Here is a 21,838-nt window from a genome sequence, read left to right as displayed (position 1 = left end):
ACCGTAGAGCCGACCACTGACAATCGCTCTGACCTGCGGTTTCCGCCCATTCTCCGGGGGTGGTCCCGGGTCCGGGACCCGAGCTGCGGTACGAGGCCTCAGTGCTCGGGGTTCACTGCCCGACGCGCCCCGGCTGCAACGTCTTCGAGAACAGCACGTCGCCGCCCTCCTGTCGCAGCCGCACCGTCAACTCGCCGCTGTCGCCGTCGATGTCGACCTCGCCGAAGTACGGCGGAGTCTCGGCCGGTGACGTGTTCGCCCGCGACGGAGCCTTGAGGAAGACCTGCTGCGGGCCGAACGTCCCGTCCAGCTTCACCGCCGGGAACCCGCCCGCGGCCAGCGGCCCGGACACGAACTCCCAGAACGGCTCGAAGTCCTGGAACGCGGCCTTCTCCGGCTCGTAGTGCTGCGCCGAGGTGTAGTGCACGTCAGCCGTGAGCCACAGCGTGCCCGTGATCCGCTGGTGCTTGATGTGCCGCAGCAGCTCCGCGATCTGGAGTTCACGGCCGAGCGGCGCGCCCGGGTCGCCCTGCGCCACGGCCTCGAACCGCGTCGCGCCGTCGGGCACGACCAGGCCCAGCGGCATGTCCGAGGCGATCACCTTCCACGTGGCCCGGGACCGTGACAACTCGCGCTTGAGCCACGCGAGTTGCTCGGCGCCGAGGATTCCGGTGGTGTCGTCGGCCTGCCGGTTCGCGGAATTCGCGTTCCGGTACGTGCGCATGTCGAGCACGAACACGTCGAGCAGCGGCCCCTGGTGCAGCACCCGGTACACGCGCCCGTCCGGGTCGCCGACGGGCAGGGACGAGACCGGGAAGTACTCGCTGAAGGCGCGCAGCGAACGGGCCGAGAGCACGTCCGCGTTCTTCTCCGTGTACCGGTCGTCGGCCAGCAGCTGGCCGGGGTACCAGTTGTTGTGCACCTCGTGGTCGTCCCACTGCGTGATCGTGGGGACCTGCGCGTTGAACCGGCGCACGTTCTCGTCGAGGAGGTTGTACCGGAACGCGCCGCGGAACTCGGCGAGGCTCTCGGCGACCTTGGACTTCTCCTCGGTCGTGACGTTGCGCCACACCCGTCCGTCCGGGAGCGTGACGCTGGGCAGGATCGGGCCGTCCGCGTAGATGTTGTCGCCGCTGCACAGGAAGAAGTCCGGGTCCAGGGCGCGCATGTCCTCGTACACGCGGTAGCCGCCGCGGTCCGGGTTGATGCCCCAGCCCTGGCCCGCGATGTCCCCCGACCACAGGAAGCGCACCCCGTCGCGCCGGGCCACGGAGGCGGTACGGAACGTGCCCTCGACCGGCTCGCCCGTGCGGCGCGGGTCGTCCGGGTCGGCGAGCAGCACCCGGTAGTGGATCTGCTCGCCGGGCGGCAGGCCGCGCAGCCGTGTCGTGCCCGTGAAGTCGGTGTCGGGGCCGAGCAGCGGGCCCTGCCACCGGGTCACGTCGCGGAACGACCCGGTGCGCGAGGTCTCCACGACGATCCGCGCGGGCCGGTCCGAGCGCACCCACACCAGACCCGAGTGCGCCGTCACGTCACCGGCCTGCACGCCCCAGCCGGCCTTCGGCCGGCCGGAGAGCGCGAACGCGGGCGCGGAGGCGCCGATCGCCGGCAGGGAGAGCGCCGCGGACGCGGCGAGCGCCCCGCGCAGGACTCCACGACGGCCGGGCAGCGGACTCGGGGGACGGTGTGACATGGGCGCCTCCAATGACGGTTCCGACGACGGGTGCGGTGCCACGGACTGCGCGCGGCGTCGCGAAGCCACACATACGGTTTCACCACGGCGCGCACACGAACCTCAAGTGAACAACCGCCTCTGCCGTCGTGGGAACAGGGCACGCGCGCGTGACACCGGGCAGGGAGGCACCGGCGACCGGTCTACTCCCGCGTCGTCTGCTTCCAGTCGTCGGCGAGCAGTCCGAGCAGCACCTCGTCGAGGAACTCGCCCATCACCCACGCGGAGGAGCGCAGCACGCCCTCCCGGACGAACCCGTTGCGCTCGGCGCAGGCCAGCATCGCCGCGTTGTCCGCCAGCGTCTCGATCTGCAACCGGTGCAGGCCCCGGAGCACGAAACCGTAGTGGCACAGCACCGAGACCGCGTCCGTCGCGTAGCCCTGCCCGCGGGCCGAGGGGCGCAGGCCCAGGCCGATGTGCGCCGTCCGGTTGTGCGGGTCGATGCCCCACAGCTGCGCGCTGCCGACCAGGGTGCCGTGCTCCAGCTCGACGACGGAGAACTGGATGTTGACCTCGTCCTCGTCGTCCACCAGGAACTGGGTCCTCTTGGAGCCCGGCGTGATCGGCCGCCACGGCCGCCCGTTGGCCCGTGAGGTGGTGACGACGTCGCCGTGGAGCTCGGCCTGCAGGATCGGGACGTCGTCCTCGTGGCGGGCCCTGAGCCCGACCTTGCTGCCCTTCAACATGCGGTCTTCCTATAGGCCGCGCGGCGGGACGGCAACCGAAATTGGCCCTTCAGGGAAGCCGCCCGGCCGAGGGCCGCACCGCCTCCGCCAGAAGGCGCACGCCCTCGATGATCCGCGCGGGCGGCAGATGGGCGTAGCCGAGCACCAGGGACACTGCGCCGGGATCCGCGCGCCCGTAGGCGCCGAGCGCACGGACCGTCACGCCCGCCTCGGCGCAGCGCTCCAGGAGGCGCCCTTCGGGTCCGTAGCGCTCGGGGAGGGTCGCGATGGCGTGCAGGCCTGCCGCGATGCCCGAGACGCGCGTGCCGGGCAGGTGCGTCTCCAGGGCGGACAGCAGCACGTCCCGTCGCTCCTTGTAGGCGCGCTGGCAGCGGCGCAACTGACGGTCGTAGTCGCCGCGTTCCATGAAGCGTGCGAGCACGGCCTGATCGAGCGTGGGGTTGCCGAGGTCCATGTACTGCTTGCGGGCGACGACCTCGTCGGCGAGTCCGTCGGGAACGACGAGCCAGCCCAGGCGCAGGCCCGGCACGAGGGACTTGCTCACCGAACCCGTGTAGGCGACCCGGTCCGGGTCCAGTCCCTGCAGCGCGCCCACGGGAGCCCGGTCATAGCGGAAGTCGCCGTCGTAGTCGTCCTCCACGACGATCGCGCCCGACTCGCGCGCCCACGCGAGCAGCAGTGCCCTGCGCTCGGCCGAGTACGCGATGCCGGACGGGAACTGGTGACCCGGCGTCGTCACCACGGCGCGCACGCCCGAGGCCCGCAGCGGGGCGAGCGCGAGCCCCTCGTCGTCCACCGGGAGACGCACCACCCGGGGACCCGCCGTCGCGAACAGTTCCTCGTACTGCGGACTGCCGGGATCCTCGACGCCCACCGCGCGCTCCCCGCGCGCGTGGAGGGCGATGCCGAGGAGCGTCACCGCCTGGGTCACCCCGGAGCACACGACGATCCGCTCCGGGTCCGCCACGACCCCGCGCCGCCGGGCCAGCAGCTCCGCCAGCGCCGTGCGCAGCCGGGGCAGGCCGCGCGGATCGGGATAGCCGAGCTCCTCGTGCGGCAGGTCCGCGAGGACGGCCCGCTGCGCCGCCGACCACGCCGTCCTGGGGAACAGCGACAGATCGGGGCGGCCCGCCACGAAGTCCACCCGGCTGTCCGCCGGCCGGCGCGGCGACAGATCCCGGGCGGTGGGCGCCGCGGCCCGCACCGCGTCGCCCACCCAGGTGCCGGCGCCGCGACCGCTGCGCAGATAGCCCTCGGCGGTCAACTGCTCGTAGGCGTCCGTGACCAGTCCGCGGGACACGCCCAGGTCGCGTGCCAGGTCCCGGCTGGAGGGCAGCCGGGTGCCCGGCGCGAGCCGGCCCGAACGCACCGCCTCCCGCAGCGCGCTCTGGAGGGAGCGGCCACGCGCGCGTGCGGGGGCGGCCGCCGCCGGCAGCAGCAACTCCCAGGCGGCGGAAGCCTCCTGGGGGAGCGAGGACGAGATCATGAGCGGGCACCTTACTGGGACCGTCGGTCCCCTCGCAGGGTGCCCCGGGAGCCCCCGAAGAGTCGTGCTGATTGGTCCCCGAGAACGCGCGCCGATTGGACCCCGAACCGGTCCACCGTGCCTCCTAGCGTCGAGACCATGAACGCCACCACCTTGCGCGGCTCCGCCCTCGCCGCCCTCGCCTGCGTCCTTGTAGGAGGCTCGTTCACCGCGAACAGCGTCCTGGGCCACTACCCGTACGCGGGCGGCCAGTTCCTGCGCTACGGACTCGCCTTCCTGCTGCTGCTCCCCCTGGTCGCGCGCAGAGGAGGTCTCGCACCTCTGAAGCGGCTCACGGGACGCCAGTGGGGACGGCTCGCCCTTCTCGCGGCCGTCGGGATGGTCGGCTTCAACCTCGCGGTGCTCGCCGCCGAACGCACGGCGGAACCCGCCGTCCCCGGTGTCTTCGTCGGGTGCGCGCCGGTGATCGTGGCCGTGCTCGTGCCCCTCCTGGACGGGCGGCGCCCGCGACGGCCGGTGCTTCAAGGGGCGTTGCTGGTCGCGGCCGGGGCCTTCACCGTCCAGGGATGGGGGCGCACGGACCTCCCGGGGCTGCTGTGGTCCGTGGGAGCGCTCGCCGGCGAGGTGGGCTTCGCGGTGCTCGCGGTCCCGGTGCTGCGCCCGCTCGGGCCGCGCCTGCTGTCCTGCACGGTGTGCGCGGTCGCGGCGGCCGAGTCGCTGCTCGCCGGACTCGTCCTCGACGGCACCGCCTGGCTGCGGGTCCCGGCACCGGCGGAGACCGTCGCCCTGGCGTGGCAGGCCGTCGTCGTCACGGTGGTCGGCTTCGTGTGCTGGTACGCGGGCATGCAGCGGATCGGCGCGGAGCGGGCCACGCTGTTCTCCGGGCTCATCCCGGTGGCGGCGGCCTGTACGGCGCCCCTGGTGGGCGCGGGGACGTACGGCCTCGCCCAGGGCGCGGGCAGCGCGCTCGTCGCGGGCGGGGTCGCCCTGGGCTCCGGCGTGTTCGGCGCCCGGTCAGCGGCTCGTGTCGAGGATCACGCGGGCGACGAGCGCCGGGTCGTCGTTCATCGGGACGTGACCGCAGCCGGGCAGCCGGACCAGACGCGCCCCGGGGAGGACCTGCTTGGCGCGCACGCCCTGGCGGCGCACGAGCAGCCGGTCCCGCGTGCCCCAGGCGACGGTCACCGGGATCTCGGGAATGTCGTCGCGGAACTGGACGGTGCGGCCCGCGCGGAGCGTCTCGCGGAAGCCGGGGGCCTCGCGCAGCGCCAGGGTCTCGGCCACGACGGCCTCGGGTGAACGGCGGCCGGGCCGCGCGTAGATGGTGCTGGTGAGCGCGGTGCGCCCGGCCGCCGAGCGGGACAGCCGCTCGATCGCGGGGACCGGCAGCGCCCGCGCGCCCTGACGCATCGCCAGGAGCGTGCCGAACGCGTAGCGGCGCTCCGCCTCGGTCCAGAAGCCGGCGGGGGAGAGGGCGGTGACCGACCGCACGCGCTTCTCGCGGCCCAGGTCGAGGGCGAGCAGCCCGCCCAGCGAGTTCCCGGCCACATGGGGCCGCTCGATGCCGATGTGGCGGCAGAACGCGTCCAGCACCGGGACGACCGTCGACAGGTCGTAGGCCAGGCCCTCGGGCAGCGCCGGTGACGCGCCGAAGCCCGGCAGGTCGAGGGCGACGACGTCGCGCTCGGCCGCCAGGATCGGCAGCACCGGCTGCCACGCCTGCCAGTGGTGCCCGATCCCGTGCAGCAGGAGCAGCGGCTCCCCGGACCCGGTGCGCTCGTACGTGACGGTGACCTCGCGGGGTCCGCCGTGGCTGTCGATGGTGAAGGTCGCCCGTGCCATGTCGCTCGCTCCCTGTCCCCGCCACGCGTCGACGGTTCCTTAGACTCCTTGTCAGCAACAATTACCGCCGAGTAGGCCCGAGTTCAAGAGGGGCGGCGCCCGCCGTCGGCCGGTCCACCGGGCCGGCCTGGACAGCGCGTCGTCCGTCGGTTGGGATGGAGACGTGGCCACCGATACCGTGATCGACCTCTTCGAAGAGCACCGGCCCGTCCTCATGGGCGTGGCCTACCGCATGCTGGGCCGCGTCGCCGACGCCGAGGACGTGGTCCAGGACGCCTGGCTGCGCTGGTCCCAGGCGGACCGCGCCGACGTCCGCGAACCCCGCGCCTACCTGGTGCGCATCACGACCCGGCTCGCCGTCGACCGGCTGCGCCAGGCCCAGTCCCGCCGCGAGTCCTACGTGGGCCCCTGGCTGCCCGAACCGCTCGTGACCGACTTCGGCCCCCGGGTCCCCGACACCGCCGAACAAGCCGTGCTCGCCGACTCGGTGTCCCTGGCCGTGCTCGTCGTCCTGGAGTCGCTCTCGCCGCTGGAGCGAGCCGTCTTCGTCCTGCGCGAGGCCTTCGGGCTGCCCTTCGCCGAGATCGCCGCCACCCTGGAGCGCGGCGAGGCCGCCGTGCGCCAACTCGCCGCACGCGCGCGCAAGCACGTGGAGGAGCGCCGGCCCCGCTTCGACGTCGACCCCGCGCAGCAGCGCGACCTCACCGAGCGGTTCCTCGCCGCGGCGGCCGACGGGGATCTTGAAGGGCTGATGCGGATGCTCGCGCCCGACGTCGCCCTCGTCGGCGACAGCGGCGGCAAGTCCAAGGCGCCCGTCCGCGTCATCGAGTCCGCCGACAAGGTGGGCCGCTTCGTGCACGGGGCCGCGCGCCAGGGGGCGCAGCAGGCCGACACCTCGTACCGCTTCCTGGAGCTCAACGGCGCCCCGGCCGTCGCCTTCCTGGTGGGCGGCAAGATCGACGCCGTCATCCAGCTCGGCGTCGCCGACGGGAAGATCCAGCAGGTCTACATCGTGCGCAACCCCGACAAGCTGCAGTCGCTCCTGTGAGGCGCCTCCTGTAGCCGCTGTCCGGACGAAGGCCCGTCCCGCTGTCGCGGGGCGGGCCTTCGCGTGTGTGCGGCCCCGCGCGCGAACGCCGTGTGAACGGTGTGCGGCCCTCCATGAACGCTCTGCGGCAGGACCGCGGTGCGGGCCGTGCCCGATCGAGCATTGGTCTTGACCAAGTCAGGGGCGGGTTCTACGCTCGCAGGGATAGTGCAGGAACCTTTAATAAACAAGGGCGCTAAATAGCCGCCGGTACATGGTTGTTGCGGAGGACAGGGTGGGGACCACGCAGTTGGAAGCGGCTCCGGAGCCGAAGTACTGGCATCTGCGGACCGTGCTGAGCGAGGCGCTGGACTCGGAGTTCTCCGTGGGTGAGATCCTTCCGAACGAGCGTGACCTCGCCGCCCGATTCGGCGTCGCCCGCGCCACGCTCCGCCAGGCTCTGGAGCAGTTGGAGCTGGAAGGCCGGCTGCAGCGCCGCCGCGGCGTCGGCACCACCGTCGCACCGCCCCGCGTGGGTGTCGCCGTGGCCTCCACCGACGAGGACCGGCCCGGCGCCAGCGCGGATGCCTGGCAGGTCGTCGACGCCATCCTCGACGTGGCCCCGGCCGCCGTCGCGGGCATGCTCGACGTCCGCGCGGGCGAGAGCGTGCACGTGCTGCGCCGTCGCCGCGTCTCGCACGGCCAGACCGTCGCCGCCGAGCTGCTCTACGTTCCGGCCGCCTCCGTGCCCGGGCTGACCGCCATAGACGCCCCGTCCGGCCCCGCACGCGGGCGCGCCGTGCTGCGCGAGCTCCAGCGGCAGGGCCTCGACGGCCAGGACCGCGCCGTGGAGCTCGGCTCCGTGCGCGCGGAGGACGCCAAGGAGCTCGACCGGCTGCCCGGCGCCCCGGTCCTCGTGGTGACGACGCGCTACTTCAGCAAGGGCGCGACGGCGGCGGTCGCCGTGGCCACGTACCGTGCGGACACCTGCCGCCTCACCTTCGGCGACACCCCCAACGTGGAGATCCACCACACTCCGGAGTCCCACGCGTCCTGAGAAGCGGGGCCAGCGGAGCGGCCCCGACCCCCGGCCGGCGGCGTTCCGCGCCCCTCCGGGCGCACTGCGGGAGCAGGGATCGAGTCGACCGCGCGACCGGGCCCCCGGTTCACGGCCGGGCCGTCACCGGGCTCCCGGACGGCCTTTGCCGATCATCCGAGGGCGTCCCGGAGTCGCCCGCGCGGGACTCGTGGGCGGGCCGAACGGGGAGCCCACGCGCGTCGGTCGGCCACGCGACCAGGCGCCTGGTTCGGGGCCGCACGGGGCCGGGCTGTCACTGGACTCCCGGACCGCCTTTGCCGATCACTCCAGGGCGTCCTGGGATCGCCCGCGCGGGGCGCATAGGCGGGGCCGGATGGAGAGCCCGTGCCCACCATCGGCGCGGCGACAGTGCTGGGCCCAACGTCGCGATGTGCCACCCACATCGCGCGGGCATTCCCGTCCCGTCTCGGACGCGCAGCCCGCCCGAAGAGCAGGCGCGCCGACCCGCTCCACAGGCCGCGCACGCGTCGGCCCAGCCCCATGGTCCAGCCCCGCCCGAGGCCTCTCAGCGGCGGGCCGACACCGTGCTCTCCGTTGCGAACAACTGTGCTTCCACGTGGTCGAGCGCCAGGCGCAACGCGCCCGTGGCCACCGCCGCCTCCCCGAGCATGGACAGGGCGACCCGCGGCGGACGCAGGCAGTACCGCTCCAGCTCCCGGCGCAGCGGATCGAGCACTCCGTCCAGGCCGGCCGCCCAGCCGCCGACGACCACCAGCTCCGGATCGAGGGCGAGGACCAGCGCCGCCACATCGTGCACCAGCCGCTGGATGAACCGCTCGACGGCGGCACCGGCCCGCTCATCGCCCTCCCTGGCCAGCGCGAACACCTTCGCCACGGCCTGTTCGTCCAGCGGATGCAGCGGCTCGTCCGTCGTCGACAGCAGCGTCTCGGGGCGCACTTCGCGGCCGAGCAGATGCAGTGCGCCGATCTCGCCGGCCGCGCCCCCGAAACCACGGTGCAGCCGCCCGCCGATCAGGGAACCGGCGCCCGGGCTCAGCCCCGCGAGGACCATCACCATGTCGTCCGTGTCGACGCCGGCACCCTTCCAGTGCTCGGCGACGGCCGCCGTGTTCGCGTCGTTCTCGACGATCACGGGGCATCGGAAGGAACGCCGGAGCCGGTCGCCGAGCGGCAGCCCCGTCCACTCCGGAAGCGCCGTGCCGAGCCGGACCGTGCCGTCGGCCTCCACGATCCCCGGGCTGCCCACGCCGACCGCGCGCAGCGAGTCACGGGCCACGCCCGCACGGCGCAGCAGATCGGCGACCGTGCCGCGCAGCCGCTCCAGGCGCTCGTCCGCCGGGGCGGTCTCCGAGACGTCCTTGGACGCCGAGCCGAGGATCCGGCCGTCGAGCGCGGAGAGCACGGCGGCGACCCGGTGCGGCCCGATCTCCAGGCCGAGCAGATGCCCCGCCTCGGCCCGGAAACGGAACTTGCGCGCGGGGCGCCCCTGACGGCGCGCACTCGGCGCCGTGCCGTCCGTCTCGACGACGAGACCGGCCTCCATGAGCCCTTCGACGACGCCCTCGACGGTGGGCCGGGACAGTCCTGTCACCCCGGTGATCTCGGTGAGCGTCGCGAAATCCGTGGCGCGCAGCGCGTGCAGCACCACCGCGGAATTGATCCGCCTGAGCAGAGAGGGATCCCCGCCGGTCAGCCGCCCCAACGTCCGTCCTCCCAGCTAGTGCGCGTGTCCGCCGGATGCTACTCGCCGCGCGGCGCCGCGGCGAGACGCGGGGTGCGCCGATGTGGAACGCACCGCTCACCCGCGCGGGACGCGATCCGGGACGATCCGGACCTCAGCTCGGGGTGACGAAACCGGATTCGTAGGCGGCGATCACGGCCTGGGTCCTGTCGCGCGCCCCGAGCTTCGCGAGGACGGCGCTCACGTGCGACTTCACCGTCTCCGTGCCGACGACGAGATCCGCGGCGATCTCCGCGTTCGACAATCCGCGCGCCATGCGCCGCAGCACCTCGCCCTCCCGCTCGGTCAGCGCCGCCCGCTCCAGCGCGGTCCGCGCCGCCGACGTGCCGTACTCCGCGGCGAGCCGCCGCACCGCCGCCGGGAACAGGAGCGAGTCGCCCGCCGCCACGAGCCGTACCGCGTGCACGATCTCCGCCGGCCGCGCCCGCTTCAGCAGGAACCCGTCGGCACCCGCGCGCAGCGCCCCGTACACGTACTCGTCGTTCTCGAAGGTGGTGATCACGAGGATCTTCGGCGGTCGGTCCACCGTGCGCAGCACCGCGCGCGTGGCCTCGATCCCGTCGAGGAGCGGCATCCGTACGTCCATGGCGACCACGTCGGGCCGCAGCTCCCGCACCAGCGGGACGACGGCCGCGCCGTCCGCGGCCTCGCCCACCACCTCGATGTCGGGCTGCGCCTCCAGCACGGCGCGCAGACCGGCGCGGACCAGGGGTTCGTCGTCTACGAGAAGCACGGTGAGCGGCACCGCGCCAGCCTAGATCACCGCGCCGGCAGGTCTACGTGTACCTGCCACTCCTCGCCGAGCGGGCCGGTCCGCGCCCGGCCGCCCAGCAGCGCGGCCCGCTCCCGCACCCCGCGCAGCCCACTTCCCGTGCCGCCCGGCGCGGCCCGGCCGCCCGAAGGCAGCGGATTGCGCACTTCCAGCAGGAGCCGCCCGTCGGCGACGGCGAGCTCCACCCGGACCGGCACCGCGCCACAGTGGCGCAGGACGTTCGTGAGCGCCTCCTGAAGGATGCGGTACCCCTCGCGGGACACCGGCCCCGGCACCGCGTCCAACGGGCCGCGCACCTCCACGTCCACCTTCGCGCCGGACGCCCGCGCCGAGTCGAGGAGCCGGTCCGCCTCCTGGAGCGTCGGACGGCGGCTCGCGGGCTGCTCCGCCTCCCGCAGCACCCGCAGGACCCGGTCCAGATCCTCCAGGGCGGCCCGGCCCGTCTCCTCGATGGCGTCGAGCGCCCGGTCCGTGAACGCCGGATCGCCCGCCGCCCGCGCCGCCCCCGCCTGCACCACCGCGACGGTCAGCGCGTGCCCGATGGAGTCGTGCAGCTCCCGCGCGATGCGGTTGCGCTCCAAGAGTTGCTCGGTGCGCTCCTCCAGGGCGGTGAGGCGCTCCGCCGCCGACGGGCCCAGCAACAGGAGGGCGGCGCGCGCCATCAACCAGCCCGCGCCCGCCACCACGTAGAGGAGCACGCACAGAGGGACCGGGATCAGTACGGCGCACCACAAGGGCGGACCGGGAGTGGGCAGCACGGAGACGGTCTCCGGTGCGTTCCCCACCGCGGCGCCCGTCAACTCCAGCGAGACCGCCACCAGTTGCCCCGAGAGCAGCGCGACGGAAAGGCCCAGGACCAGTCGGAGAAGCAGCCAGCCGCTGGTCCTGGCCCGGTCCCGCCAGGACGCCGACGGGGCCACCGAGACGCCGCCTTCCTCCCCGCCGCCCGCCACGCGTGTGTGCCCGCCCGGAAAGAGCAGCAGCCGCGCCTGCAGCCCCTCCGCCCTCCGGGTGGCAGGAAACAGTCCCGCCACCACCAGAAGGGGAACCGGCACCGCGTACACGAGGAGCCAGTCCGTGAGGGACGGCCGCGACAGGCCGGGGTACACCATGGCGCACACGAAGGCGAGGACCGCCGCACACACCAGATGCAGCCAACGGGTGTACGTCACTGCGCGGAACAGCGGTCTCACAAGGCGGGGCATGCGCCCATCGTGCCAGCAGCCCCGCGCCCCACGGCTCCCCCGCACGGGGGAGACGATCTCCACGGGCGGGGGAGGACCCGCACCCCGCCGCCGGGCCAGGCTGAAGTCATGACCAGCATCGACGTCTTGGACCTCACCAAGGAGTACGGCACGAAGCGCGCCGTCGACGGACTGACCTTCAGGGTCGAGCCCGGCCGCGTCACCGGCTTCCTCGGCCCGAACGGCGCCGGCAAGTCCACCACCCTGCGCCTCGCCCTCGGACTCGACCGCCCCACCTCCGGAAGCGCGCTCATCGGCGGCCGCGCCTACGGGACGTACGCGGAGCCGCTGCGCACCGTGGGCGCGCTCCTCGACCCGCAGGCCGCCCACGGCGCCCGCACCGCACTCGACCACCTGCTCGCGCTCGCCGTCAGCAACCGCATCCCGGCCCGCCGCGTCGAGGAGGTCCTGGAACAGGCCGGCATCGCCGCCGTCGCCAAGCGCCGCATCAAGACGTTCTCCCTCGGCATGCGCCAGCGCCTCGGCATCGCGGCGGCCCTCCTCGGCGACCCCGAGGTGGTGATGCTGGACGAGCCGTCCAACGGACTCGACCCCGAAGGCATCATCTGGATCCGCGAGTTGATGCGCGACCTCGCCCGCGCGGGACGCACCGTGCTGGTCTCCAGCCACCTCATGAACGAGACCGCCACCTTCGCCGACCACCTCGTCGTCCTCGGCCGCGGCCGGCTCCTCGCCGACACCGCGATGCCGGACTTCATCGCCGCGCACAGCGCGCGCCGCGTCCACGTGCGCACCACCGACCCGGGCCGGCTGCGGGCCGCGCTCACCCGCGCGGGACACACGGTCACGCTCGACGACGACGGCCGGCTCCTCGTCGACGGGGCGACCGCGGCCGACGTCGGCGCCCTCGCCGCGACCGAAGCAGTCCCCGTGCTCCAACTCGCCGACGAAGAAGCCTCCTTGGAAGAGGCCTACCTCGCCCTGACCGCCCGCGACGCCGAGTTCACCGGCACGCCCCTCCAGGAGGCCTGACCATGTCCACCACCGCTGTGCTGCACTCCGAGTGGATCAAGATCAGATCGTTGCGCGGCAGCTTCGGCTCGCTCGTCAGCGTGTTCGCCGCCACCGTGGCCATCACCCTTCTGGTGATGGCGAGCATCGGCCAGGACGAGGCCCGCGGCGAGGGCGGCAGCGGCAGCGACCACCTGTTCTTCGCCTTCTACGCCCTGAACTTCGGCCAGATCGCCGCCCTCGCCTTCGGCGCCACCGCCGTCTCGTGCGAGTTCCTCAACGGCGCGCTGCGCGTCTCCCTGACCGCCGTCCCCGACCGCAACCGTCTGTACCTGTCGAAGCTCGCGGTGATCGGCGCGAGCGCGTTCGCCGTCGGTACCCTGACCACCTTCACGGCCTTCCTCGGCGGCCAGGCCTTCATGGGCTCCTACGCGCTCGGCCTCGGCGACGCCGGAGCCGTCCGTGCCTGCGTCGGCGGCGGGGTGTACCTCGCGCTCATGGCGCTGCTCGCCGCAGGGCTCACAGCCGTACTGCGCAGCGCCGTCGCCGTGCTGAGCGTCCTGGTGCCGTTCCTCCTCATCGTGTCCTTCGTCGTCGGGGACGTGGCGGGCAACGTCGCCGACTTCCTCCCCGACCGGGCGGGCCAGCAGGTGCTGCGTCAGCAGGCGGTCGGCTCCCTCGGCCCGTGGGCGGGACTCGCGGTGAGCGCGCTGTGGGCCGCGGCGGCCGTACTCGCGGGCTGGTGGGCCGTACGCCGCCGGGACGCCTGACGTCGGGGGCTCCCGTTGTCGGTGGAAGGAACTACCCTGCGTGCAGGGGATCTTGATCGCCGGCCCGCACGGGCCGGCGCGACGGTCGAGCAACCGGCCACGGCAGCCACGGCACGACAGCCACGGTACGAAGGGGAGCACATGAGCGACGACAGCGCGCAGCAGCCGGGAGAGCGGATCGCCAGCCACATCGCGCACAACGCCCGTGTGTGGAACTACTGGCTGGGCGGCAAGGACCACTACCAGGTCGACGAACAGGTCGGCGACATGGTCACGTCCATGTACCCGAGCATCGGCGAGGTCGCGCGCGCCGACCGCGCCTTCCTCGGCCGGGCCGTCACCTTCCTCGCCGGGGAGGCGGGAGTCCGCCAGTTCCTCGACATCGGCACGGGCCTGCCGACGGTGGACAACACGCACGAGGTCGCCCAGCGCATCGCCCCCGACGCGCGGATCGTCTACGTGGACAACGACCCGATCGTGCTGACCCACGCCCGCGCGCTGCTCACCAGCACGGCCGAGGGCGCGACGAACTACGTGGACGCGGACGCCCACGACCCGCGCGCCATCGTCGAGGCCGCCTCCACCACCCTCGACTTCGACCGCCCCGTCGCGATCATGCTGCTCGGCATCCTGAACTTCGTCCTGGACACGGAGGAGGCCGCGGCGATCGTGCGCCGACTCGTCGACGCCGTCCCGTCCGGCAGCTACGTGGTCCTCACGCACCCCACCCTGGAGCTGGGCGGCGAGGGCAACGAGGCGGCGATGAAGTTCTGGAACGAGAACGCGACCCCGCCGATCACCGCCCGCACCGGCGCCGAGGTGCTCGGCTTCCTGGACGGCCTGGAGCTCGTCGAGCCCGGCCTGGTCTCCTGCGCCCGCTGGCGCTCCGAAGGCACCGAGGAAGGGCCGCTGGTCGCCCAGTTCGGCGTCGTGGCCCGCAAGCCGTAGCGGGGCGAAGAGGTGGGGGAGGGGAGGCTACTCCGGCACGGCGGCGGCTGCTGTGCGCAGCCGCGCGTACTCCTCCGCCATCGTCGCGGCCGTCCAGTGCGCGTTCAGGCCGCTGGGATTGGGCAGCGCCCACACCCGGGCGCCCCCGATCTCCCGTTCCTGCGGCCCGATTTGGGCCTTCGGCTCACCGAAGGCCGAGCGGTACGCGGTCACGCCCACGACCGCCAGCCAGCGCGGGCGCAGCCGCGTGACCTTCTCCGTGAGGATCCGGCCGCCCTCGCGGAACTCCGCGGCGCTCAGCTCGTCCGCCCGGGCCGTCGCCCGCGCCACCACATTGGTGATCCCCAGCCCGTACGACAACAGCTCGTCCTGCTCGGACGGCTTCAGCAGGCGCGGGGTGAAGCCGGACCGATGCAGCACCGGCCAGAAGCGATTGCCGGGCCGTGCGAAGTGGTGGCCGGTCGCCGCCGTCATCAGGCCCGGATTGATCCCGCAGAACAGCACGGAGAGGCCGCTCGCGACGACGTCCGGAACGAGACGGTCACGAGCGGCCTCCAGGTCCGCAGGGGTGAGCCGGGTCAGAGGATCGCTCCGGGCGTGTACCCGGCGGCCTCCGGGTGCTGCTTGACGATCTCCTCGACGCGCGCGACGACCTGTGCGACCTGGCCGGCGGCGGCGCCCGTGAACGACAGCTTGTCGGCCATCAGCTCGTCGAGCTGCGCGCGGTCCAGCGGGATGCGGGAGTCGGCGGCGAGCTTGTCGAGCAGCTCGTTGCGCTCGGCGCCCTGTTCGCGCATCGCCAGCGCGGACGCGACCGCGTTCTCCTTGATCGCCTCGTGGGCCTCCTCGCGGCCCACGCCCGCGCGCACCGACGCCATGAGCACCTTGGTGGTGGCGAGGAACGGCAGGTAGCGGTCCAGCTCACGGGCGACGACGGCCGGGAACGCGCCGAACTCGTCGAGCACCGTCAGGAAGGTCTCGAGCAGGCCGTCCAGCGCGAAGAACGCGTCCGGCAGCGCCACGCGGCGGACCACGGAGCAGGACACGTCGCCCTCGTTCCACTGGTCGCCCGCCAGCTCGCCGGTCATCGACGCGTAGCCGCGCAGGATGACCATCAGGCCGTTGACGCGCTCGCAGGAGCGGGTGTTCATCTTGTGCGGCATCGCCGACGAGCCGACCTGGCCCGGCTTGAAGCCCTCGGTGACCAGCTCGTGGCCGGCCATCAGACGGATCGTCTTGGCCAGCGACGACGGGGCCGCGGCGAGCTGCACCAGCGCGGTGACGACCTCGTAGTCGAGCGAGCGCGGGTAGACCTGGCCGACGGAGGTGAAGGCCTGCGCGAAGCCGAGGTGACCGGCGATCCGGTCCTCCAGCTCGGCCAGCTTCGTGTCGTCGCCGCCCAGCAGGTCGAGCATGTCCTGCGCGGTGCCGACGGGGCCCTTGATGCCGCGCAGCGGGTAGCGGGTGAGCAGCTCCTCGACCCGGCCGTACGCGACGAGCAGCTCGTCGGTGGCGGTCGCGAAGCGCTTGCCGAGGGTCGTGGCCTGCGCCGCGACGTTGTGCGAGCGGCCCGCCATGACCAGCTCGGCGTACTCGCCCGACAGCTTGCCCAGGCGCGCCAGGACGGCGACGGAACGGTCCCGGATCAGTTCGAGCGAGAGCCGGATCTGCAGCTGCTCGACGTTCTCCGTCAGGTCGCGGGACGTCATGCCCTTGTGGACCTGCTCGTGCCCGGCGAGCGCGTTGAACTCCTCGATGCGGGCCTTCACGTCGTGCCGCGTGACCTTCTCACGCTCGGCGATGGAGGCCAGGTCGACCTGGTCGAGCACGCGCTCGTAGTCCGCGATCGCGGCGTCCGGCACCTCGATCCCCAGGTCCTTCTGGGCCTTCAGGACGGCGAGCCAGAGCCGACGCTCCAGCTTCACCTTCTCCTCCGGGGACCAGAGGGTGGCGAGCTCGGCGGAGGCATAGCGTCCGGCGAGAACGTTCGGGATACGGGGCTTGGCAGGCGCAGTCACGTGTACGGAGTTTACCGGGCGTCCCTACAGGCTCCGAACCACCGCCGACCTGGAGGAACGTACAGGTCAGCCGGGGACTGCCACTACTCACGGTACGCGTCGGGGATGCTGTCCGGAAGCAGGAAGGGGCGGGGCATGGACGAGCAGGTCGTGCGGGCCGGGTTCGACGGGCGGGGGCGGGTCGAGGTCGTCCTGCGCTCCGGGAGGCAGGACGAACGGGAACGGGTGGAGCGGATCGCGCACGCGCTGGGCTATCGGCTGAGCGGGGTGGAGGCGCTCGGTCGGCTGGGTGTCCGGCTCGCCTTCGCGCGGGACGACGACCCGCGGGCCCGCCGGCGAGCCGAGGAATCCGTGAGCCGGCTGCGCGCGGGCGTCCCGCTCCTGCCCGCGCCGGACGCCCCGCCGCCCCCACCACCCGGCCCGCCACCGGCGGCGGCCCCGGCGCCCCGGCCCAGGCCCCGTACCGTGATCCCGGACGAGCCCCCGCCCCCGCCGGCCGTCGTGCGTCCCCCCGCACCGCGCGTGCCGCCGCGTCCCGCCTACCCGCCGCCCCCGCCCCCGCCTCCCGTGTCGCCCTGAGCCGTCAGGCGGGGCGGCGGGCGGTGAGGAGTTCGAAGGGCGGGTTGGCCTCGTAGTCGTCCCAGAAACCGGGGGCGAACGCCGCGCGGCCCTCGGGCGAGACGGCCAGCGGTGACCAGGTGACATCGGTGAAGCCCGCCCGGGTCAGCGCCTCGGCGTACACCTCGCGGCGCGGCAGGTTCGCCGTGAAGGACACCGGCTGCGGCTCCAGGAACGCGGTGATCCGCACCCGGGGGCCGACCTCGGAGCGGCTGCCCTCCAGCTCGCTGAGGAACCCGTACGGGCGCGGGCTCGGCCCCTCGAAGTCGTAGTCCGGGCTCTGGTTGAGGGCGTGGAAGGTGCCGTCCGGCGCCAGCGCGGCGTGGATGGTGCGGCACATGGCCGTCATCGTGTCGGTGGTGTCCGCGTAGTTGAGGAGGTTCACGGCGGTGGCGAGGTCGTAGCGGCCCGGGCCGAGCGCGTCGGCGCGGGCCACGTCACCGACCGCGTAGCGCACGCCCAGCGGGTCGGCCTCCTCGCTGCGCAGCGCGGCGTTGATCATCTCGCCGGAGACGTCGACGCCCAGCACGTCCTCGGCGCCGCGCCGCTTGAACTCGCGGCTGTAGAAGCCGGTCCCGCAGGCCAGGTCGAGGACGGACCGGCCGCGCACGTCGCCGACCAGCTCCAGGAAGCCCGGGACCTCCGCGTAACGGCACAGCGGCAGCGCCTTGAACCCTTCGAACGCCTCGCCGATCCGGTCGTACTGCTGCTCCGCGCTCGTGCTCACGATGCCTCCCGCAGGGGTCGGTGATGTCTGGCGCGTCGCAGTCTTCCGGCGCGCCGGAGCGGACACCGACTGACAGGAAGCACAAAGATCGGCGCCCGCTCTCGGGCGCGTGCACAAGTCAGTCCTCGGGGGCGGGCCCCGCCCCCGCGAGGGCGCGCACGGCCCGTTCCAGCCGCGTCCTGCGCGCCTGCGGCGTCGTCGCCTGGAGGAGGGGCAGCAGGGTGAGGTACCGGGCGGTGCGGTCGAGCGCGTCGAACGCCTCGCGCGCGGCCGGTTCCGCGTCGAGCGCCGCCGCCAGATCGTCGGGGACCGTGGCCGTCGCCTGCGACGCGTACGCGCGGTCCCAGCGGCCGTCCTCCTGGGCCCGGCGGACCTCGGCGAGGCCCGGTTCGCGCATCCGGCCCGCGGCAGCCAGTTCGGCGACCTTGTCGACGTTCACCCGCGACCACAGACTGCGCCGTCGCCGCGGCACGTACTTCTGCAGGTAGTACCGGTCGTCCAGACCGCGCCGCTGCCCGGAGATCCAGCCCCAGCACAGCCCCACGTCGACCAGCTCGTCGTCCGTGACCGAGGCGATCCCCGAGGCCCGCTTCGCCACCTTGACCCACAGGCCCGCGCCGCGCGTGTGGTGCGCGGCGAGCCAGTCGTCGAAGGCCGCCGCGTCCGCAAACGCGCGCACCTCGACCCCGTCGAACTCCTCGGGCCCCTCGGCCCCCGCGAACCCCTCGGACTGCGTCATGCGGGCAGAATAGGGCGCCTCTCCGGGGCCTGGTGGGCGTTACGAGTCGGAGGAGGCCGGGGCCTGCGCGTACGGCGCGAGCTCCCCGCGCTTGGGCGCGAGCCCGTCACCCGACGAGCGGCCCGTGAGGCGCCGCCCGATCCACGGCACGAGGTGCTGCTTCGCGAACCGGGCGTCGGCGACGCGCCGCGCGGCCCAGTTCGGCCGGGCCGCCGCGGCGAGCGGGGCACGCCAGTCGGACTCCGGCGGATACCCGAGCGCCTGCCACACGGCCTCGGCGACCCGCTCGTGGCCCTCGGCGGTCAGGTGCAGCCGGTCCACGTCCCACATGCGCTGCTCGCCGAGGACGGGCGCCCCGTACAGGTCGACGACCACGGCTCCGTGCCGTGCCGCGAGTGCGTCGATGTGCGTGAACAGCTCCTCCATGCGCGGCCGGAACCGCTCCATGACCGGACCGTTGCGGCCGGGGCTGCGCATCAGCACGAGCTGTTCGCAGGAGGGGGCGAGACGCTCCACGGCCTCGGTGAGCATCCCGCGCACCCGGCCCATGTCGCACTTGGGGCGCAGGGTGTCGTTCAGGCCGCCTACGAGGGTGACGACGTCGGCCCGCATCCCCGCGGCGACGTCGACCTGCTCGTCGACGATCTGCCCGATGAGCTTGCCGCGCACGGCGAGGTTGGCGTACCGGAATCCCGGGTCCCGGGCGGCCATCCGGCCGGCCAGGAGGTCGGCCCAGCCGCGGTACGAGCCGTCCGGCAGCCGGTCCGACATGCCTTCGGTGAAGGAGTCGCCGACCGCGACGAGGCTGGTGTACTTGACGTTCTTCTGCATGGCGCCGGAAATCGTATCCCGGTGCGCCGGCCCCGCCCCTCGCGGGACGGGGCCGACGCGGCCGAGCAGGGTCAGGCCGACGGTCCGAACAATTTGCCCGAGCTGTCAGGCGGGCTGTCCGAACAGCTCGCGCAGCACGTCCTCCATGGTCACCAGGCCCGCGAGCCGCCCGTCGGCGCCGAGCACGGCGGCCACGTGCGTGCGGCTGCCGCGCATCGCGGTGAGCACGTCGTCGAGCGGCGTCGTCTCCCGCACGCGCGCGATCGACCGCATGTCCGGCACCCGGAACGGCAGGTCGCGCGGCGTCGCGTCCAGCGCGTCCTTCACATGGAGGTAGCCGACGATGCGCCGGCCCTCGTCCACGACCGGGAAGCGCGAGAAGCCCGACTCGGCGGACAGCTGCTCCAGCTGCTCCGGAGTGACGCCCACGCGCGCGTAGACGACCTTCTCGAGGGGGAGCACGACGTCCTTGACGGGGCGGCGGCCCAGCTCCAGGGCGTCGTGCAGCCGCTCCTGGGCGCGGTCGTCGATGAGTCCCGCGTCGGAGGAGTCCTTGACCATGCGCGCCAGTTCGTCGTCCGAGAACGTCGCCGCCACCTCGTCCTTGACCTCCACCCTGAGCAGCCTCAGCAGGCCGTTCGCGAAGGCGTTGATCGCGAAGATCACCGGACGCAGGGCGCGCGCCAGGGCCACCAGCGGCGGTCCCAGGAGCAGCGCCGAGCGCACCGGCTCGGCGAGCGCGATGTTCTTGGGGACCATCTCGCCGAGCAGCATGTGCAGATACGTCGCGAGCGACAGGGCGATCACGAACGAGATCGGGTGGATCAGCCCGTGCGGCACCCCGACCGCGTCGAACACCGGCTCCAGGATGTGCGCGATGGCCGGCTCGGCGACGATGCCCAGCACCAGGGTGCACAGGGTGATGCCGAGCTGTGCCGCGGCGAGCAGGGCCGACACGTGCTGCAGCCCCCACATGACGCTGCGGGCCCGCCGGTCACCCTCCTCGGCGCGCGGCTCGATCTGGCTGCGGCGCACCGAGATCAGGGCGAACTCGGCGCCGACGAAGAACGCGTTGACGACCAGTGTCGCCAGGCCGATCAGCAGCTGGATCGCGGTCATCGTCGCGCCCCCTTCGTGGTGTCCTCCGTGGCCCCGGCGATCGGCGCGTGCAGCAGCACGCGCGCGGCCCGGTGCCCGTGCGCGTCGACGACGTCGAGCCGCCATCCGGCGACCTCGACGCTGTCGCCGACGCCGGGGATCCGGCCCAGCTCGGTCGCCACGAGGCCGGCCAGCGTCTCGTACGGGCCGTCGGGCACCCGCAGTCCGACCCGCGCGAGGCGGTCGGTACGGGCGGCGCCGTCGGCCGAGTACAGCGTGCGGCCGTCCTCGTCGGTGCCGGCGGCCGCGATGTCCGGCGTCTCGTGCGGGTCGTGCTCGTCCCGCACCTCACCGACGACCTCCTCGACGATGTCCTCCAGCGTCGCGACTCCGGCGGTGCCGCCGTACTCGTCGATGACGACGGCCATCGTGCGCTTGCCGGACAGCCGGTCGAGGAGCCGGTCCACGGTGAGCGTCTCGGGGACCAGCAGCGGCTCGCGCAGCAGGTCGGACACGCCCTTGCGGGCGCGCTGGTCGTCGGGAACGGCGAGCACGTCCTTGATGTGCACGACGCCGACGACCGAGTCGAGATTGCCGCGGTAGACGGGGAAGCGGGACAGGCCGGTGGCCCGCGTCGCGTTCGCCACGTCCTCGCAGGTGGCCTGCAGGTCCAGGGCCATCACCTGGACGCGCGGGGTCATCACGTTCTCCGCCGTCAGGTCGGCCAGGTTCAGGGTGCGCACGAACAGCTCGGCGGTGTCGGCCTCCAGGGCGCCCTCCTTGGCGGAGTGCCGGGCGAGCGCCATCAGCTCCTGGGGGCCACGTGCGGAGGCCAGCTCCTCGGTGGGCTCTATGCCGAAGCGGCGCACCAGCCGGTTCGCCGTGTTGTTCAGGTGAGTGATGAACGGGCGGAACGCCGCGCTGAACCAGCGCTGGGGGGTCGCCACGCGCTTGGCCACGGCCAGCGGCGAGGAGATCGCCCAGTTCTTCGGCACGAGCTCGCCGACGACCATCAGGAACACGGTCGACAGGGCGGTGCCGAGGACCAGCGCGACCGAGGTCGACGCCGAGCTCGGTACACCGACGGCCTCGAGCGGTCCGGCGATGAGCTTGGCGACGGACGGCTCGGCGAGCATGCCGACGACCAGGTTGGTGACGGTGATGCCGAGCTGAGCGCCGGAGAGCTGGAACGTCAGGTTCCGTACGGCCTTGAGGGCGCCGGCGGCGCCGCGCTCGCCGCGCTCCACGGCTGCTTCGAGATCGCTGCGCTCGACGGTCGTGAGCGAGAACTCCGCCGCCACGAAGGCGCCGCAGGCCAGCGATAGGAGTACTGCGACGGCGAGCAGGAGCACTTCGGTCATCGGGTCACCTCCGTCCCATCTTCGGCCAGTGACGGGAGGGGCGCGCGATCACGGGGACCGTGCGGAGGGAGGGGCCGGATACTGGGAGGCTCGCCCATGGGCGGACGCTCACACCTTTCGCAGAGGATTCGACGGACCATGCCATAGTAAAGGATCGGCAAAGCGG

At 73.4% G+C, this 21,838-nt stretch carries 20 protein-coding genes and 1 pseudogene; 7 read left to right on the top strand and 14 right to left on the bottom strand.

All coding sequences use genetic code 11. The features are described from left to right. Positions 1-112 precede the first annotated feature (112 nt). The 3 genes from ACZ4E1_RS25555 to pdxR all read right to left on the bottom strand — a co-directional run bounded on the left by ACZ4E1_RS25555 (position 113) and on the right by pdxR (position 3,904). Positions 113-1,693, bottom strand: coding sequence for an alkaline phosphatase D family protein (locus ACZ4E1_RS25555; protein WP_467543022.1), 1,581 nt, complete (start codon positions 1,691-1,693; stop codon positions 113-115). Positions 1,694-1,875: 182 nt separating this feature from the next. Beyond that, a complete protein-coding gene (locus ACZ4E1_RS25550) occupies positions 1,876-2,418 on the bottom strand; it encodes a GNAT family N-acetyltransferase (protein WP_467543021.1) in 543 nt (180 codons plus the stop codon). 49 nt (positions 2,419-2,467) lie between these two features. Further along, entirely contained in the window at positions 2,468-3,904 is a 1,437-nt protein-coding gene (pdxR, locus tag ACZ4E1_RS25545; RefSeq protein WP_467543018.1) for a MocR-like pyridoxine biosynthesis transcription factor PdxR, read from the bottom strand. A gap of 138 nt (positions 3,905-4,042) precedes the next feature. On the opposite strand from pdxR, the pseudogene ACZ4E1_RS25540 reads away from it, so the two are divergent. After that, positions 4,043-4,450, top strand: a pseudogene (locus ACZ4E1_RS25540) (EamA family transporter); the annotation flags it as partial. Positions 4,451-4,918: 468 nt separating this feature from the next. Here the strand turns inward: ACZ4E1_RS25540 and ACZ4E1_RS25535 are convergent. Continuing rightward, positions 4,919-5,746 carry an alpha/beta fold hydrolase gene (locus ACZ4E1_RS25535; RefSeq protein WP_467543015.1) on the bottom strand — a complete coding sequence of 276 codons (828 nt, stop codon included), beginning with the start codon at positions 5,744-5,746 and terminating at the stop codon, positions 4,919-4,921. Between the two features lie 163 nt (positions 5,747-5,909). Here ACZ4E1_RS25535 and sigJ point away from each other — a divergent pair, with 163 nt between their 5' ends. Together sigJ and ACZ4E1_RS25525 are read left to right on the top strand one after the other, a co-directional pair. Then, positions 5,910-6,794 carry an RNA polymerase sigma factor SigJ gene (gene sigJ, locus ACZ4E1_RS25530; RefSeq protein WP_467543012.1) on the top strand — a complete coding sequence of 295 codons (885 nt, stop codon included), beginning with the start codon at positions 5,910-5,912 and terminating at the stop codon, positions 6,792-6,794. A gap of 274 nt (positions 6,795-7,068) precedes the next feature. Continuing rightward, the gene (locus tag ACZ4E1_RS25525; RefSeq protein WP_467543009.1) at positions 7,069-7,830 is read left to right on the top strand and encodes a GntR family transcriptional regulator; all 762 of its coding nucleotides are present in this window, start codon (positions 7,069-7,071) and stop codon (positions 7,828-7,830) included. Between the two features lie 547 nt (positions 7,831-8,377). Here the strand turns inward: ACZ4E1_RS25525 and ACZ4E1_RS25520 are convergent. The 3 genes from ACZ4E1_RS25520 to ACZ4E1_RS25510 all read right to left on the bottom strand — a co-directional run bounded on the left by ACZ4E1_RS25520 (position 8,378) and on the right by ACZ4E1_RS25510 (position 11,551). Continuing rightward, positions 8,378-9,535 (bottom strand): ROK family protein, encoded by a 1,158-nt coding sequence (locus ACZ4E1_RS25520; protein WP_467543006.1) that lies wholly within the window; start codon positions 9,533-9,535, stop codon positions 8,378-8,380. Positions 9,536-9,668: 133 nt separating this feature from the next. Continuing rightward, positions 9,669-10,319 carry a response regulator transcription factor gene (locus ACZ4E1_RS25515; protein WP_467543003.1) on the bottom strand — a complete coding sequence of 217 codons (651 nt, stop codon included), beginning with the start codon at positions 10,317-10,319 and terminating at the stop codon, positions 9,669-9,671. 14 nt (positions 10,320-10,333) lie between these two features. Then, positions 10,334-11,551 (bottom strand): sensor histidine kinase, encoded by a 1,218-nt coding sequence (locus tag ACZ4E1_RS25510; protein WP_467543001.1) that lies wholly within the window; start codon positions 11,549-11,551, stop codon positions 10,334-10,336. Between the two features lie 108 nt (positions 11,552-11,659). On the opposite strand from ACZ4E1_RS25510, the gene ACZ4E1_RS25505 reads away from it, so the two are divergent. The 3 genes from ACZ4E1_RS25505 (at position 11,660) to ACZ4E1_RS25495 (ending at position 14,280) form a co-directional block, all read left to right on the top strand. Then, positions 11,660-12,583, top strand: a complete 924-nt coding sequence (locus ACZ4E1_RS25505; RefSeq protein WP_467542998.1) for an ATP-binding cassette domain-containing protein — start codon at positions 11,660-11,662, stop codon at positions 12,581-12,583. 2 nt (positions 12,584-12,585) lie between these two features. Further along, entirely contained in the window at positions 12,586-13,332 is a 747-nt protein-coding gene (locus ACZ4E1_RS25500) for an ABC transporter permease (protein WP_467542996.1), read from the top strand. 141 nt (positions 13,333-13,473) lie between these two features. Beyond that, positions 13,474-14,280, top strand: coding sequence for an SAM-dependent methyltransferase (locus ACZ4E1_RS25495; RefSeq protein ID WP_467542992.1), 807 nt, complete (start codon positions 13,474-13,476; stop codon positions 14,278-14,280). A 27-nt stretch (positions 14,281-14,307) separates the two neighbouring features. On the opposite strand, the gene mug is transcribed toward ACZ4E1_RS25495, so the two are convergent. Together mug and purB are read right to left on the bottom strand one after the other, a co-directional pair. Continuing rightward, positions 14,308-14,862, bottom strand: coding sequence for a G/U mismatch-specific DNA glycosylase (gene mug / locus ACZ4E1_RS25490; RefSeq protein ID WP_467543258.1), 555 nt, complete (start codon positions 14,860-14,862; stop codon positions 14,308-14,310). Then, positions 14,859-16,298: an adenylosuccinate lyase gene (gene purB / locus ACZ4E1_RS25485; protein ID WP_467542990.1), complete on the bottom strand. Its 1,440-nt coding sequence runs from the start codon at positions 16,296-16,298 to the stop codon at positions 14,859-14,861. Before purB ends, mug begins: the two co-directional genes overlap by 4 nt. A gap of 135 nt (positions 16,299-16,433) precedes the next feature. On the opposite strand from purB, the gene ACZ4E1_RS25480 reads away from it, so the two are divergent. Then, positions 16,434-16,877 (top strand): hypothetical protein, encoded by a 444-nt coding sequence (locus ACZ4E1_RS25480; RefSeq protein ID WP_467542988.1) that lies wholly within the window; start codon positions 16,434-16,436, stop codon positions 16,875-16,877. A 4-nt stretch (positions 16,878-16,881) separates the two neighbouring features. On the opposite strand, the gene ACZ4E1_RS25475 is transcribed toward ACZ4E1_RS25480, so the two are convergent. The 5 genes from ACZ4E1_RS25475 to ACZ4E1_RS25455 all read right to left on the bottom strand — a co-directional run bounded on the left by ACZ4E1_RS25475 (position 16,882) and on the right by ACZ4E1_RS25455 (position 21,672). Then, complete coding sequence (locus ACZ4E1_RS25475) at positions 16,882-17,643, bottom strand: class I SAM-dependent methyltransferase (protein WP_467542985.1); 762 nt, start codon at positions 17,641-17,643, stop codon at positions 16,882-16,884. Positions 17,644-17,761: 118 nt separating this feature from the next. Continuing rightward, complete coding sequence (locus tag ACZ4E1_RS25470; protein ID WP_467542983.1) at positions 17,762-18,382, bottom strand: YdeI/OmpD-associated family protein; 621 nt, start codon at positions 18,380-18,382, stop codon at positions 17,762-17,764. 39 nt (positions 18,383-18,421) lie between these two features. Further along, entirely contained in the window at positions 18,422-19,213 is a 792-nt protein-coding gene (locus ACZ4E1_RS25465; protein WP_467542980.1) for an SGNH/GDSL hydrolase family protein, read from the bottom strand. Between the two features lie 105 nt (positions 19,214-19,318). Further along, positions 19,319-20,332, bottom strand: coding sequence for a hemolysin family protein (locus ACZ4E1_RS25460; RefSeq protein ID WP_467542977.1), 1,014 nt, complete (start codon positions 20,330-20,332; stop codon positions 19,319-19,321). Beyond that, entirely contained in the window at positions 20,329-21,672 is a 1,344-nt protein-coding gene (locus tag ACZ4E1_RS25455; protein ID WP_467542974.1) for a hemolysin family protein, read from the bottom strand. Before ACZ4E1_RS25455 ends, ACZ4E1_RS25460 begins: the two co-directional genes overlap by 4 nt. Positions 21,673-21,838: the final 166 nt, after the last annotated feature.

The sequence above is a fragment of the Streptomyces sp. NPDC025806 genome (assembly GCF_055558275.1).
The sequence above is the reverse complement of the archived record's forward strand: the minus strand, read 5'-3'. Positions and strand labels throughout refer to the sequence as shown.